This is a genomic window from Algoriphagus litoralis, assembly GCF_003259255.1.
Lineage (GTDB): Bacteria > Bacteroidota > Bacteroidia > Cytophagales > Cyclobacteriaceae > Algoriphagus > Algoriphagus litoralis.
This window is the reverse complement of the sequence record NZ_QGOL01000006.1, coordinates 407,354-420,919: the sequence shown is the minus strand read 5'-3', so window position 1 is coordinate 420,919 and position 13,566 is coordinate 407,354. Positions and strand designations below refer to the sequence as shown.

The 13,566-nt window shown below is 43.3% G+C and carries 12 protein-coding genes; 7 read left to right on the top strand and 5 right to left on the bottom strand.

The annotated features are described in order from the left end of the window. Nucleotides 1-81 precede the first annotated feature (81 nt). Together DK188_RS07505 and DK188_RS07500 are read right to left on the bottom strand one after the other, a co-directional pair. Nucleotides 82-810 carry a LytR/AlgR family response regulator transcription factor gene (locus DK188_RS07505; RefSeq protein WP_111670178.1) on the bottom strand — a complete coding sequence of 243 codons (729 nt, stop codon included), beginning with the start codon at nucleotides 808-810 and terminating at the stop codon, nucleotides 82-84. Continuing rightward, entirely contained in the window at nucleotides 807-1,832 is a 1,026-nt protein-coding gene (locus DK188_RS07500; RefSeq protein WP_111670177.1) for a sensor histidine kinase, read from the bottom strand. The genes DK188_RS07505 and DK188_RS07500 overlap by 4 nt, the downstream gene beginning before the upstream one ends. 565 nt (nucleotides 1,833-2,397) lie before the next feature. Between DK188_RS07500 and DK188_RS07495 the strand changes: the two genes are divergently transcribed. The 7 genes from DK188_RS07495 (at nucleotide 2,398) to DK188_RS07460 (ending at nucleotide 10,376) form a co-directional block, all read left to right on the top strand. Next, nucleotides 2,398-4,833: a TonB-dependent receptor gene (locus DK188_RS07495; protein WP_198672981.1), complete on the top strand. Its 2,436-nt coding sequence runs from the start codon at nucleotides 2,398-2,400 to the stop codon at nucleotides 4,831-4,833. 226 nt (nucleotides 4,834-5,059) lie between these two features. Continuing rightward, entirely contained in the window at nucleotides 5,060-5,404 is a 345-nt protein-coding gene (locus tag DK188_RS07490) for a hypothetical protein (protein WP_111670175.1), read from the top strand. Between the two features lie 2 nt (nucleotides 5,405-5,406). After that, on the top strand, nucleotides 5,407-6,315 hold the full coding sequence (locus tag DK188_RS07485; RefSeq protein WP_111670174.1) for a helix-turn-helix domain-containing protein: 909 nt from the start codon (nucleotides 5,407-5,409) through the stop codon (nucleotides 6,313-6,315). Between the two features lie 49 nt (nucleotides 6,316-6,364). Further along, the gene (locus DK188_RS07480) at nucleotides 6,365-7,228 is read left to right on the top strand and encodes a DUF2306 domain-containing protein (protein ID WP_111670173.1); all 864 of its coding nucleotides are present in this window, start codon (nucleotides 6,365-6,367) and stop codon (nucleotides 7,226-7,228) included. Between the two features lie 333 nt (nucleotides 7,229-7,561). After that, a complete protein-coding gene (locus DK188_RS07470) occupies nucleotides 7,562-7,816 on the top strand; it encodes an acyl carrier protein (protein WP_198672980.1) in 255 nt (84 codons plus the stop codon). A gap of 107 nt (nucleotides 7,817-7,923) precedes the next feature. After that, nucleotides 7,924-9,060 carry a BamA/TamA family outer membrane protein gene (locus DK188_RS07465; protein WP_111670172.1) on the top strand — a complete coding sequence of 379 codons (1,137 nt, stop codon included), beginning with the start codon at nucleotides 7,924-7,926 and terminating at the stop codon, nucleotides 9,058-9,060. Between the two features lie 731 nt (nucleotides 9,061-9,791). Beyond that, entirely contained in the window at nucleotides 9,792-10,376 is a 585-nt protein-coding gene (locus tag DK188_RS07460) for a hypothetical protein (protein WP_111670171.1), read from the top strand. Nucleotides 10,377-10,576: 200 nt separating this feature from the next. Here the strand turns inward: DK188_RS07460 and DK188_RS07455 are convergent, their stop codons facing one another. The 3 genes from DK188_RS07455 to DK188_RS07445 are packed head-to-tail and all read right to left on the bottom strand — an operon-like array spanning nucleotide 10,577 to nucleotide 13,176. Beyond that, nucleotides 10,577-11,359, bottom strand: coding sequence for a LytR/AlgR family response regulator transcription factor (locus DK188_RS07455; RefSeq protein ID WP_111670170.1), 783 nt, complete (start codon nucleotides 11,357-11,359; stop codon nucleotides 10,577-10,579). After that, entirely contained in the window at nucleotides 11,356-12,390 is a 1,035-nt protein-coding gene (locus DK188_RS07450; protein WP_111670169.1) for a sensor histidine kinase, read from the bottom strand. Before DK188_RS07450 ends, DK188_RS07455 begins: the two co-directional genes overlap by 4 nt. A 39-nt stretch (nucleotides 12,391-12,429) precedes the next feature. Then, on the bottom strand, nucleotides 12,430-13,176 hold the full coding sequence (locus tag DK188_RS07445) for a hypothetical protein (RefSeq protein WP_111670168.1): 747 nt from the start codon (nucleotides 13,174-13,176) through the stop codon (nucleotides 12,430-12,432). Nucleotides 13,177-13,566 lie beyond the last annotated feature (390 nt).

Genomic DNA, 13,566 nt, shown 5'->3' with positions numbered 1-13,566 from the left:
TGGTCCAATCCTCACTTTTGGCTAGGAGATTTCCTAAATTCAACAAGGCACTTCCCATCATTGAGATCAGAGAACTAGTGTCTAGCCTCTCCCAATCAGCTTTTTGGCGACATATTCCTCAAAAAAATAATTCCTGTAAACATCACCGATTGGTATTTCATTTTCCTGAATGAATACTGAGTTGTTATCAAACGAGTCAATGTGCTGGACATTGATCAGGTACGATTTACTTGTCCGTACAAATAGACTTTGGGGCAATTGCTGGTGGATAGTCTTGATATTCATCCAGGTAATGATCTTCTTTCCGGTCGTGTGAAGAACTACATAGTCTTTCAAACCTTCGATGTAGAGCAGGTCTTTGAAGTATATTTTGACCGTCTTTCTATCCGCTTTAACAAATACAAAATCCTCTGCGACAACCGTCTCTATCTGTTTGTTCGGTTGATTTCCTTGCAGCAATTGATAATAGGATTTGGCCTTTTCCACGGCTTTTTCGAAACGCTCGAAACGGACTGGCTTGATCAGGTAATCGATCGCATCCACTTCGTAACTATCCAAGGCAAACTCACTGTAAGCTGTCGTGAATATCACCAAAGTTTTGCGAGGTAGACTTCTGGCAAATTCAACTCCATTAACTCCCGGCATTTGGATATCGAGAAAAACCAGATCAACTTCCTGTTCAGCCAAAAAATGGGCAGTGGATTTGGCTCCATTAAAGGTGCCGATCAGGTTCAGACCTTTGATTTTTGGAATCAATAATTGAATAGCCTCCCGTGCCAAGGGTTCGTCATCGACGATAATGCAGTTCATAAGTTGACGGTTAACAGTACTGTATAGCTACTTGCAGTATAGACTACCTGTAGGAAATGCTGCTGTGGATAGATCAGCGCTAATCTCCGCCTGACATTTGCCAGACCTAAGCCTCCGGATGCTATCTTCTCGGGATCTTTTTCCGGTATAGAATTCATGCATTTAAATTTCAGGACATTATTTTCTACCTCAAAAAATATATAAATGAAGGAGTTCTTTTCCTGGTCTAAGCTGTGTTTAATGGCATTTTCGACAAAGGTGACCAGAAGTAAGGGAGCAATCTGTACCCCGCTTAGGTCGCCTTTTTTGTGGATCTGAAAGTCGAAGTTGTCCCGGCGAATTTGCTCAAGACTCAGTAAATCTTCCAAAAACTGGATATCGGCAGTCAGAAGCACACTGGCCCTCGAACTGTCATAGAGCTGGTACCTCAGTAGATCGCTCAGTTTCATCAGAACTTGAGAGGCTTTTGCGGGGTCTCGCTGAGTCAGCACATTGGCATTATTCAGCATATTAAACAGGAAGTGAGGATTAATCTGGTTTTTTAACTGCTCCATTTCTGACCGAAGCGATACTTTTTCAAGTTCATTGATCCGCAAGCTATCCCGAAGGGAGCGTTGGAAAAGTTTGATGGCGGTAGAGGCCATAGTCAGCACCAGCACCACAAAGGATACCGAAAGCAATCCCGCAGCTTCCCGATAGGCATCTTCCCGCCTATATGCTACCAGCAAATCCCAACTGAAAAAGTAGATAAAAGCGATCAGGGCGATGGTGAATACCACCGATAGGGCATAAGCAAAGTAATTGTCCGTGAAGAAATACCGCGGCACATACCAATACATATTCAGGTAAAATAAGAGCACAAAGACGACGACAAGTCCAAAGTTGATGATCGTCTGAACCGGCTCGATGAATTGGGGCTGACTATTGAAAAGCACCAGGGTAATAAGAATGATCAGGGAAATATGTCGAGCTAGTCTGTATCTGGTAGAGACAAAAAATTGATAGATCCAATCGTTTTCCATGGAGTGAGTTCTCAGTTATTTGAGGTAATTTTTATGTTGAAATGCATAAAGGTATAGCGGTTCCGTCCTTCTAGAGCTTATATTATACCAACCTCCCTTTTTTCTATACCAAATCGCAGGCACTTCCACAACCAAATCCAACGTCCCCCTGAAAGAGTTGCCAATTTTGATTTCCTAAGAGCCGATGCTGCTCAAAATCAGCCTTAAAGAAGCTTATTTGGAATGCTTAGTTAATTTTTTCGCGGGAAAAACTCCATTTTCTATAGGACTGAGCTCATTTGGTATAGTTTCAAAAATCCGCTTTGCACTGCTCTCTACTTTAGCGTCATCGGTAATTATCTACCGATAGAAATTATTTTATCCTATGAGCAATGACCAATCTAAAGCTAACTACCCACACCATTCAAATAGTAATTCCGGAGAAACATCCCAAAGTAAGGCCATTCCAGAACTTGATTTAAACCCAGCAATAAAATGGCTACAACAAGAGTGGAATTGGCTAAAACTACTCCTGATAGACCTGCCAATTTTGAATCCTCAAGAACATGTACCTACCACAAAAACCATGAATGAATCAAATCACTATTTACCAAACAAAATGAAAGCAGGCAGTTCATGCAGAATTTTTGTCATGACCCTGATGCTCTCGATGATGAGCGTACTCTCCCTCGCCCAAACTCAGGGGAATATTAAAGGTAAAGTCATCGAACAGGCTACCAAACAACCGATGATTGGAGTGACGGTACAAGTTGAAAACTCAGAAAAAGGAGCGATTACAGATGAAGGAGGGAATTTCTCCATTGAAAATGTTCCTATAGGATCGTATGCATTGTCGATCTCCTTTGTGGGATTTCAGACCAAAAAAGTCACGGATGTGATCATCTCCAGCGGTAAAACCTACTATGCAGAGTTTGAATTGCTGGATGAAGTGGGAGACCTGGGAGAGGTAACAGTCATGGCATTTAAGGGAGAAAGCAATCCCACGATGCCAGTATCTGCTTTCTCTTATTCCAGAGAAGAGATATTCAGAAATGCCGGATCACAGGGAGATATCATGAGAGCATTGGCTGTACTTCCAGGAGTAGTGAGTGCAGGTGCGCAGTTTTCAGCGATAGCCGCTAGGGGACAGGGCACCCAAGACAATGTGTACATGGTGGATGACATGCCGGTATTCAATCTTTCGCATTTGGAAGCAGAAGGAATTGCTTCAGGCTTTAATGATCCCAATGGGGGAAGATTCAGCATTTTCGCTCCCCGGGTAGTGGATAATGTGCAGTTTCAAAATGGTGGTTTTGATGCTACGTTTGGCAGGAGATCTTCCTCTTTTTTGGGACTCGGAATCAAAGAGGGCAATAGAGAAAGTAGCACATTCAGCGCTCAGGTGGAATTATTGGGAGTGACGCTGATTTACGATGGGCCACTGACCAAAAAAACTAGTCTCTTTACTTCGGCCCGTTACCAGAATTTTGCAGGAGTGGCCAATCTTACCGGAATACAAAATATGGGGTCGATTTCGCTAGGGGATTATCTGGTAAAAACGACCACAGAAATCAATTCAAAAAATAAGCTGTCATTTATAGCCATGTACAATCCGGAGCGTCCCAGCAGGACCCTTGAGGACATCGATCCCGGCACCAATATCAATGACGACAATAGTTCAGGATTGGCGCTATGGAACCACCGGGGAAGCAGTGCATTAGTGGGGTTCAACTTGCGAACGCTGACCAGCACTTCGAGCTATTGGAAAAACGTCCTATACTTCAGAGCGTCCACCGTGGATAATACTTTTGGCTACTATACTCCATCCCTTACCGAAGATGGAGAGATACTCGATCCGGCATTTGGGCATCATGAAGAGGAGCTTCGCACCATCCAAAACAACCAGCAGGAGTTTGGCTACAGATCGATCTACACTAAAAATTATGAAAAAGTCACCCTGACCGCAGGTGTGGATGCCATTGCGATCAACTTGGATTATGCACGAAATCTGACCAGACCCGATACCCTATACACGTTTCGTTCTACCGACTTTCGGCCGGATCCCAACCAATACTACCGAATAGTGGACCCCGCCCGATTCAATACCAGTTTTGAAAATACAGCCTTCAATGGCTCTGCCTATGCGAGCTTGTCTTGGAATGTGACCAATAGGCTGACCCTCAATCCAGGATTGCGGTATGACTATACGGGATTTGCGGAGCAGCATACTCTCTCTCCAAGGCTGAGCGGAAGCCTCCTGCTGGGTGAGCGCCAGAGTATCAATTTTGCCACAGGGCTCTATTACCAGGATGTGGCCTATTACAATGTGGCTGCGCAAAGCTTCGGCAACCTGATCAAAAATGAGCGGACCATTCAAAATATTCTGGGTTACAAAATGCAGTTTTCACCGGACCTGAAGTTTGTAGCCGAAGTATGGCATAAGCAATTTGATGATCTGGTCGTGCAGCCAAACAGAACCGAGAGCCTCCTGACCAACGATGGGACGGGGTATGCTTATGGGGCTGATTTCAGCCTGATCAAGCGTCTGTCCAAAAAGTACTATGGGCAAGTCAGCTACTCCTACATGCAGAGTGTCCGGGATGATAACGATGGCCAGGGAGAATATGACTACACGTTTCATATTCCTCATGTGTTCAGCCTTCTCGGGAGCTATAAGCCCAATGACAAATGGGTGCTTTCGGCAAAGTTCAGGTACTCCACAGGGCGGCCGATTGACGACTATATCGTCCATGACAATGTGTTTAACGACCTGAATTTCTTGCGGTATTCCCAGGAATTGACTTCCAGAAATGGCAGACTGTTGAATGACTTTGTAAGCTTCGACATCCGGGCAGATTATACGATCCAGAGAAAGCGAAGTGATTTGACCTTGTTTCTGGATATCACCGATATCCAAAATACCTTCAATGTCAACTTCGAGCAGTTTATTCCGCTTACGGGACAGGTTTCCCAATCAGGGCTGGGCATGTTTCCTACGTTTGGTGTAAAAGTTGAATTTTAATCATCCGCACACCTGAAATGTTTTTCCTGGTTTGGGATGAAGCTGGAAATGTCCAGTCCAAGGCCTATAAAAGAGAAGTGTAGAAGTTTGTTTGTCCCCAATTGCCCATTTAATTTCTAATTATCTGTCTGGTTCAGGTAAAAGAGTTATCTGGAAAATCGAGCCTGACAGCTTGGTCAGGCTCGATCCTAACTTTCATTCAACAAAACGATCAAAATTTCATTTTATGAAAATCATCAGTATAGCACTCTTACTAATTTCTGCATTCCTCAGTTTCAAACATGGCTGGGATGCATTCCAACCAGCAAATGCGCAGCAGGCACAGATGATGGCCGATTTGGGTGTCACCAAGGAGATAATGCCTTATTTTGGTGTTTATTCCATACTTATTGGATTGATGCTGTTTTTTCCACAGACCTTCCTAGTGAGTAATATTCTCCATGCAGTGACCATTGTTCTGATCATGGCGCTGTCCCTTAATTCAGGTAATTACAAAATGGCTTTAATTGAAATCCCATTTCTTGCCATGCCTTTGATAATGATTTGGCTGAAATACCCATTTAAATCTTGACCATGAAAAAATCAGAACCTTACCGAATTAAGACCATTGCTGAAGGCCATCGCATCATTGGCTTAAATAGACCTAAGCATCCCTTGATCAGTATCGTGGATGTGTCCCAATTCAAAAACCAATCAGAGATCCATGCTGTAATTTTTGAATTCTATGCGATATCCCTCAAGCGGGGCTGTGATAATCTGCTCTATGGTCAGCAAAAGTATGATTTTGATGAGGGGCTCATGGCGTTTATGTCACCGGGACAGATCCTGCGCGGGGAGGCCGGAGGTGTCCCTACACAGCTTCGGGGATGGATGCTTTTCTTTCATCCCGACTTGTTGTGGAACACCGCTTTGGCGAAAAAAATCAAGCAGTACGACTATTTCGGGTATGCAGCCAATGAAGCACTTTTTCTTTCTGAAAAAGAAGAGCTCATCATCAATGATATTATCGAAAACATTCGGCAAGAATATGATTCCAATATCGATGGGTTCAGTCAGGGAATCATTGTAGCACATCTTGAGACGCTGCTGAGCTATGCAGAGCGATTTTACAACCGGCAGTTTATCACCCGTAAAAAAGCCAGTCATCAACTACTTGAGGAAATGGAGCAGGTTCTTTCCGCTTATTTTGCCGATGATGACCTCGTGACCAAGGGCTTGCCCACAGTTCAATTCCTAGCTGATTCCTTGCACGTATCTCCGAGTTATTTGAGTAGTCTGCTCAAATCACTGACAGGACAGACTGCCCAGCAACACATTCACGAGAAATTAATCGAGAAGGCAAAAGAAAAGCTTTCCACCTCGCGACTCACAGTTAGTGAAATTGCCTATGAATTGGGTTTTGAGCATCCGCAGTCTTTCAGTAAGCTGTTCAAGGCAAAGACGAAGGTGTCTCCTCTGGAGTTTAGGCAGTCCTTCAACTGACCTTTGTTCCTCCAATTTCTTTTTCTCAATTATAGATTAAGCAAAACGTATGAATAATTCAAATTATCCAATCAGTGCTGAAATTCTGGGGGAGTCCCGTGCCTCTAAATTTGGTTCGGCAGTGCTTCGCTGGTCGAGTATAGGCTTGGTGACCACAGTCTGGATCAGTGCGGCGCTTTTCGGATTGTATATTTTGGCTTTTTATGCTGCCGCAGGATACGAAGGGGATATGACTAGGTGGAACAATACCCTCCCCAATCTGTATCAGGAAAATTCCCCGGCAGCTACCACCGGAATCGGAATTCATTTTGCTGCTGGAGGAATCCTGTTGGTACTGGGGAGCATCCAGCTTATCGACAAAGTCCGGGTCACCTTCCCTTTCTTACATCGATTACTGGGTAAAATTTACATCGGTTCCAGTCTTTTGGCAGCACTGGGCGGCTTGGTATTCATTTTTGTACGAGGCACAGTCGGTGGGCTAACCATGGATATCGGGTTTGCTCTTTATGGATTTCTGATGGGATTGGCGGCAGTATTCACGTATCTGCATGCCTCCAAAGGTCGATTTGCCAAACACCGGCATTGGGCATTGCGGCTCTATGCTTTGGCGATTGGTTCTTGGATTTACCGGATGGATTATGGGTTTTGGACCATACTGACAGGAGGGCTGGGAAGGGGTGCCAATTTTAGTGGCCCTTTTGATCAGGTGATGGATTTTTTCTTTTATGTCCCTAACCTGATCATCGTCGAGCTTTACATTCGCAGCAAAAACTATAAAGCCGGCCTACTAGTCAAACTGGCAACTGCACTCGCTTTCCTTGGAGCGATCGGCTTTATTCTTTTGGGCACTTACTATATCACGATTCGCTCCTGGGGCCCGGCGATTTTGCACTGGATTTCTACATGGAATTAGTGGCAGGTAAGCTGGAAATGCTAAATCTGTCGTATGTAGGGCTTGATGAAAAAGTCTCAGGTATTCCAGATTCAAAACGGGCGAATGAATATGTCAGCCTATACTTCGAATGAGCTCAATGAAGAAGTTGGTATGACTGAGACTAGGCTAAAAATTTCAAGTTTTGAAATTTTCAGATGCTCGCAAAACCAGTTAGACCATGGAATAAGCTTGAATTTGCTTAAAAGGCAAAACCTAGAAAATGATGTAATACTCAAAATTTAAAGGATTTATTCTCCAGATGATGTATTTCAGCAGGCCTAAAGTAAACTACCAGCGTAATGGATTATACAAATGAATGACTTTTCAAAACTTCGAAAAGCGGTTGGAGTATTTCAGCTTTATGGGATCAGCCTGATCGGCAACCAAAAGAAAAAGAACCTTTTTAAGGATCTTCAGATGGATCCGGTGTTTATCAATGGTCTTATTTTCGAGTTGGAATTGGCTCTTCAGGTAGAGGTGGAGAATGAGATTCCGTTGGAAAGGATTTCTCCGATACTGTTGATAGCCAAGTTTTTAAAAAACGAACTTCTCGCCTCATGGAGGTGATTTCACCTAGATCAAACTAAGTGATTGATAAACTGAACTTTTGCCCTCTCAATTTGCTTTCCACCTAAGACATGTGTCATGAGCCTCTGTCCTTAAGGTCTAAGTCTATGCGAAAAATTTTGTTGCTTTTGTTTTTTTTGGTACTGGGCCAAGAAGCAGCTTTTGCACAGCGACCCTCGTGGATCAAAAGGTATATCAACAGCTTTATTCAAGATACCTCAGATGTGTCACGTCCGCAGTTTATTGCGTATCCCATTATTGCATACACTCCAGAGACGAATTGGGAATTTGGTGCCAGTGGTCTTCTACTTTTCTATTCCAAACGGGATACGCTGAATCGCCTGAGTGAAATAGTCGCTCAGGGATTCTATACTATAGAAAATCAATACGGAGGTTTTTTGGAGCACGCACTTTATTCAGATAAGGATAAGTGGTTTTTTCTGGGCAATGTGAAGTTTCAAAGTTTCCCGGTATCTTTTTATGGGACGGGTATGGATGCCAGCCTCCAGGATGAACAGAAGGTTGAAGCGGTTCAGTTTTTACTCAAAGAACGGGTGCTTAGGAAGGTAACCCGTAATTTCTATGCAGGCCTTGAATTTGAGCTCAATAGAACTGATGAGGTGATTTTTTCCGATCCAGATTTACTTCAGCAGGAATCGAACTTATATGGTACAGAAGGCTCGACCAATTTAGGCTTAGGCTTCGGCCTTTTGGTGGATACCCGGCATAATGTGCTGAATGTCAGGGATGGGTATTTTTCAGAATTTGCCGTGCTCAACTATTCCCGATCTTTGGGCAGCGATTTTAATTTCACCTACCTGGTCAGTGATTCCCGGTATTTCAAAACAGTCAGGAAAAATCAGGTTTTGGCCATGCAGGCCTTGGGTCAGTTTTCTTTTGGAAATGTACCTTTCAATCAGTTGCCGCAGATGGGTGGACCTAATCTTATGCGGGGCTATTATCAAGGGCGGTTTAGGGATAACAATCACCTAGCCGCCCAGATTGAATACCGATTTTTACCACTGCCTTTGGGGTTTAGCAAGCGCATAGGTGCCGCAGTTTTTGCCTCTACGGGAACGGTATTTTCTTCCTCGGAGCGGATTGAGCTAAGGGATTTTAGGGGAGCGATAGGCGGAGGGCTTCGGTTTCTTCTTTTTCCCAAGAAGGATATTTTTGTACGGGCTGATTTTGCTCTTACCCGCGAGGGGAATGGGTTTTACCTGTATATCGGCGAAGCTTTTTAAAGGTTTTCAGTTATGAATTTTATAACTTTTTGATAGGTCAGCAGACTTTGATTACTGCCTACTGCCAACTGAGACTGCCTACTTTTTTCTGCTTTCAGACTTTGTTTGCTGCCTACTGCCAACTGAGACTGCCTACTTTTTTCAGCTTTCAGACTTCTGCTTTCAGACTTTGATTGCTGCCTACTGCCAATTGAGACTGCCTTCTTTTTTCAGTTTTCAGACTTCTGCTTTCAGACTTTGATTACTGCCAACTGCCAACTGAGACTGCCTACTTTTTTCAGCTTTCAGACTTCTGCTTTCAGACTTTGATTACTGCCTACTGCCAACTGAGACTGCTTCAACATTCAACATTCGATATTCCTCACTCCCCACTTTAAACTCTTCACTCAACCCACTTTAAACTCCACACTTTAAACTCTTCACTCAACCCACTTTACACTCTCCACTTTAAACTCTTCACTTTAAACTCTTCACTCAACCCACTTTACACTCTTCACTTTAAACTCCACACTTTAAACTCTTCACTTTAAACTCCACACTTTAAACTCTTCACTCAACCCACTTTAAACTCTTCACTTTACACTCTTCACTCTATAAGCGCCCCCGAAAATTGAGCTAGTCAAAAGATATCTTTTCACTTTTGATTATTTTTTGACAAGTTTAGGAAGCCAAGGTATTTTGAGCCTACAGCCTTTTCTATATCCTATTTGTTTGAGATTAATCTTCTTCAAATGAGCGAGCTCGATAACGATCCTTCAACGGAAAAGAAAGAAAACATCCTGAAGAAAAAGTTTGTCTTGGATTCCAATAAAGTGATGAGTATTTCTGCCATCCTGGTTTCATTTATGACTTTTTTGGTGTTGATCTATCAGACTTCCATCATCAGAGAACAGCAGCTTTTATCGGTTTTTCCGTACCTCACTATATTTAATCAGGGCTCTCAAACCTCCAACTACAGGTTTGTCATGAACAATCAAGGTATTGGACCAGCCATACTGGAAAAAATTGAAATAAGTTTCAAGGGCAGTCCCACTCCATACCAGGATATTGTCTCTTTTGTTTTAGATCACAGCACTGAGGTCTCCTCACTGAACAATTTGCTGCATTCTAATATCTACCCAGGAAGATTGGTGCCCGCAGGGGAGATATTTTCAATTTTTGAAGTGAATGACTCTTTTGACGAATCTGCTATACTCCGCGCTGAAATAGACCGCTTATTGGAGGAAGGTCTGACTTGGAAAATCACCTATTCATCGGTGTATGGGGAGCAGTGGGTGATCACTGAACGCTCCCTTTCGCCAACAAAACTCCAATAAACTATGAGGTCTAATTTTTTCCTATAGCATGAGTGGGTATTGCCCATTTCAGCTCTTTCTATTTTTATGTTTGTTTGGAAAATGAAATTGGACGTCAACTTTAACTTCTTTGCCTGATCCTAGGCATTTTTTAGGACTTGGGATTCTGGAAAATGGAATAGCGTAGGTGAAATTTGGTAAAGAAGTCTATGAAATTTTGCTCATTGCTCGATCCATGCGAGAAATACGGGAGTCTGACTTTGGCTGCAGATCAGGTGCTCCTGTATTCCTTTTAGTTTAAGGGCTACCGAACTTTTTGAATACCGCTCAGTAGTTAGGACATAGCTTTTTTGGATAAGCTGGGAACGGTTAATTCTGAAAAAATGGCTTGGGTCAAGTTGATCCTCAAGCTCTTTTAGGGTTTCTTCTTTCAGTAGGTGTTTTTTCCCGGCATGATCTACCCCAAAGATCACTCCCTGATCGGCATAGAAATACACCATATCAGCAATTTCAAGAAAGTAATTGCCTCGGGAGTTGGGTACGCTGAGTCGGGTTTTGAAGGTTTTTGCACTGACTTGGTCAGATTGGTACCCCGAAACCAGTTGCCTCAATTGCTGTAAAAGAATAACTTGATCCTCGGGTTGCTGGGTCAGCCGAATAAATTTATCCCAGGCCAGCTTGAATTTTTCCACGCCAAACGGCTTGAGCAGGTACGCTATCCCATTGGTCTCAAAAGCCTGCATCCAAAATTGATTGTACGCCGTGGTGAATATAATCGGGCATGGAATCGCTATTTCTTCAAAAATCTCAAATGCATTTCCATCCCTGAGCTCAATATCAGAGATAATGAGGTCAATTTTTCTTGAAGAAGAAAAAAAAGCTTTGCCAGACTGAACGGAGTCCAGAGTCGCCACTACGTTCACGGCCAACGCTAAATCTTGGATGATTTTCAGGATTTTCTTCTGCGCGGGGATTTCGTCTTCTAAGATGATTACCTGGATCATTGATTGTCGGGAATTAGTGGGAGAATTACGGTAAACAGGTCTTCGGATTGGATGATTTCAATAGGTTCATCAGCTAAAAGCTCGTATTGTTCGCGAAGATTCTGCAGCCCTTTCCCTCCCTTATGTTTCGGTTTGGCAAAAGGAACTCGATTATTACTGACTTCAATTTTGTCGGTCATTTTTATGCTGAGGACAACCGGACGTTCTAGGGTGCCAAAATTATGCAAGACGGCATTTTCGATCAGCAGTTGAAGGGTCAAAGGCGGTATCTTTCCAGAAGGGATTTCAGGATCAATATCCATCAGATAGGACTCTCCGAATTTTTCGCTCATCAGGGAAAAGTAGGCCTTGGCAAATTCGATTTCCTCAGCTATTCGAACCAGTTTGCTGTTCGACTTTTCTAAAGGATACCGATAGAGCGCTGCAAAATTTTGAAGAAATCGGGAGGCAGATTTAGGGTTTTCCTCGATCAGTTGATCCAGGATATTTAGATTATTGAAGAGGAAATGTGGATTGAGCTGTTGCTTCAGCTGTGAAAATCTGGAGTCTGAGAGCGCCAATTCATAGGCAGCCAGCTTATGTTGATGATTTTTGTATTCCTGAAAAAGGAGGTAGCTCAGATAAAAGCCTCCATACACGATAAAATCCAGAAGATAGGAAACATTCACCGAAAGCAGAATCTGATCGGTGAAGTTGCGGTCCCAGGTGTCAAATAGAAGTGAGATGATCATTGCGGCCCCGTTGCTGAGAAGGAGATATGCCGTCAATCCTAGCCCAAAAGCAGCCAAGGCAGTACCTTTTTGGATTGGAAACTCCAGCAATCCATGAAATCTTTTGAAAGTAAACCGAAGAATAAACGTAATTAAGATGGCTTTGATGAGTGTGCCTACTGCTGCCTCTGGTGTCAGGATGTACCAGTTGATTGTTTGTCCTGGAGTGACCCTTCCCCGGATTGACTCCAAATAGGCAAAAATGAAAATTCCTCCCAAATAAACCGGACTGATCTGCAGCAAACTGAGCAATTTTTTCATAGGAATAAACGGCAAGAGGGGGATTGCTCCCCCCTGAGGTTAATTTGATGTAGCTGGCCAAGAACTGGTGATATTTCCATTCTCATCAAAGGCTTCAAGTTTGGGTTGGTTATCTTTATCGAGGTAAAACATAGCCCTCGGTCTTCCCTGATCATCGAATAAAAATAGCCCGTTGTTTTGACTTCTTGATTTGCCAAGCATGATTCTCGGAGCACCACCAATCAATTCCTGCGCTTGATATTCTGCGTATTTTGCTTTAAATGCCTCAGGATCAGATTTTCTGAGCGTGGTAAGTTCATTCATGATTTCAGCAGTTTTTTGCTGAGATTCCTTTGCAGGACGGTCATTGAATACCAAAGTGGAGCTTACAAACCTATCCTCGCCTCGCTGTGTATCGGTAGTCAACAATTGCATGACCTGATCTCCATCATACTGATCAAAAGTCAGTGATAGCCCCGCATTGTGACCATTTTCGCTTTTGGATCCATCATAGATCAATCCACCAGCTTCGATGCCGTCTTCGTTGAAGAAAAGCATTCCAGCCCGCTTTTTTCGATCCACATTGGTTGGGCGTCCATTGATTTTTTCGTTTCCGTTGGGGAAAAGCCCGGCGTTAGTAATGATCATTTTGGTAGTGCCATCGGCTTCGACGACATTGATTCGCTGCACATCGATTGTTTCGAATTGCTGATATCCAGAGCCTTTGAATGAGGAGAAAAACAAAAGGCTTGAGGCTACAGCGGCAGAAGCAGCAAAAGTCCGGAGAAAGATCAGTTCCTTGTTCATGTGAATTGGTTTTTGGTAAATGATGACCCAAAAGTGTCAGCATCATAGATCAGATCCGACCAAAAACCAATGAACCAGGGAAAAAATCGATTCAGCCAAGAATAAATGGAATAAGTCAATTATCAAAACTGTCTAATTCGAAAGATGAGGTCTGGCAGTTTTGAGGATCGACTGGGGCAAGACCTGCCTTTGCCGGAGGCAGGTTTACCTGCAGAAGGCAGGCCTATGGCACTCTTTCCGTCGCATTGAGTGCGTACATGTCTAAAGCAGGTCCCCAATCATGACTTTTCCATTGTCCTTCACATGCAGAAGAACTTTTATTTTTTGCGACTTATCGACTTTGCGAGAAATTCAAATACCTGTCAACTACCATCCTACCAACTTCCTGCT

Excerpts from the sequence above, each read along its gene's own strand:
- DK188_RS07470 (WP_198672980.1), top strand. The coding sequence starts at position 7,562 with ATGAATGACTTTTCAAAACTTCGAAAAGCGGTTGGAGTATTTCAGCTT.
- DK188_RS07460 (WP_111670171.1), top strand. The coding sequence starts at position 9,792 with ATGAGCGAGCTCGATAACGATCCTTCAACGGAAAAGAAAGAAAACATC.
- DK188_RS07455 (WP_111670170.1), bottom strand. The coding sequence starts at position 11,359 with ATGATCCAGGTAATCATCTTAGAAGACGAAATCCCCGCGCAGAAGAAA.
- DK188_RS07445 (WP_111670168.1), bottom strand. The coding sequence starts at position 13,176 with ATGAACAAGGAACTGATCTTTCTCCGGACTTTTGCTGCTTCTGCCGCT.
- DK188_RS07480 (WP_111670173.1), top strand. The coding sequence starts at position 6,365 with ATGAATAATTCAAATTATCCAATCAGTGCTGAAATTCTGGGGGAGTCC.
- DK188_RS07465 (WP_111670172.1), top strand. The coding sequence starts at position 7,924 with ATGCGAAAAATTTTGTTGCTTTTGTTTTTTTTGGTACTGGGCCAAGAA.
- DK188_RS07505 (WP_111670178.1), bottom strand. The coding sequence starts at position 810 with ATGAACTGCATTATCGTCGATGACGAACCCTTGGCACGGGAGGCTATT.
- DK188_RS07485 (WP_111670174.1), top strand. The coding sequence starts at position 5,407 with ATGAAAAAATCAGAACCTTACCGAATTAAGACCATTGCTGAAGGCCAT.
- DK188_RS07490 (WP_111670175.1), top strand. The coding sequence starts at position 5,060 with ATGAAAATCATCAGTATAGCACTCTTACTAATTTCTGCATTCCTCAGT.
- DK188_RS07450 (WP_111670169.1), bottom strand. The coding sequence starts at position 12,390 with ATGAAAAAATTGCTCAGTTTGCTGCAGATCAGTCCGGTTTATTTGGGA.
- DK188_RS07500 (WP_111670177.1), bottom strand. The coding sequence starts at position 1,832 with ATGGAAAACGATTGGATCTATCAATTTTTTGTCTCTACCAGATACAGA.
- DK188_RS07495 (WP_198672981.1), top strand. The coding sequence starts at position 2,398 with ATGAATGAATCAAATCACTATTTACCAAACAAAATGAAAGCAGGCAGT.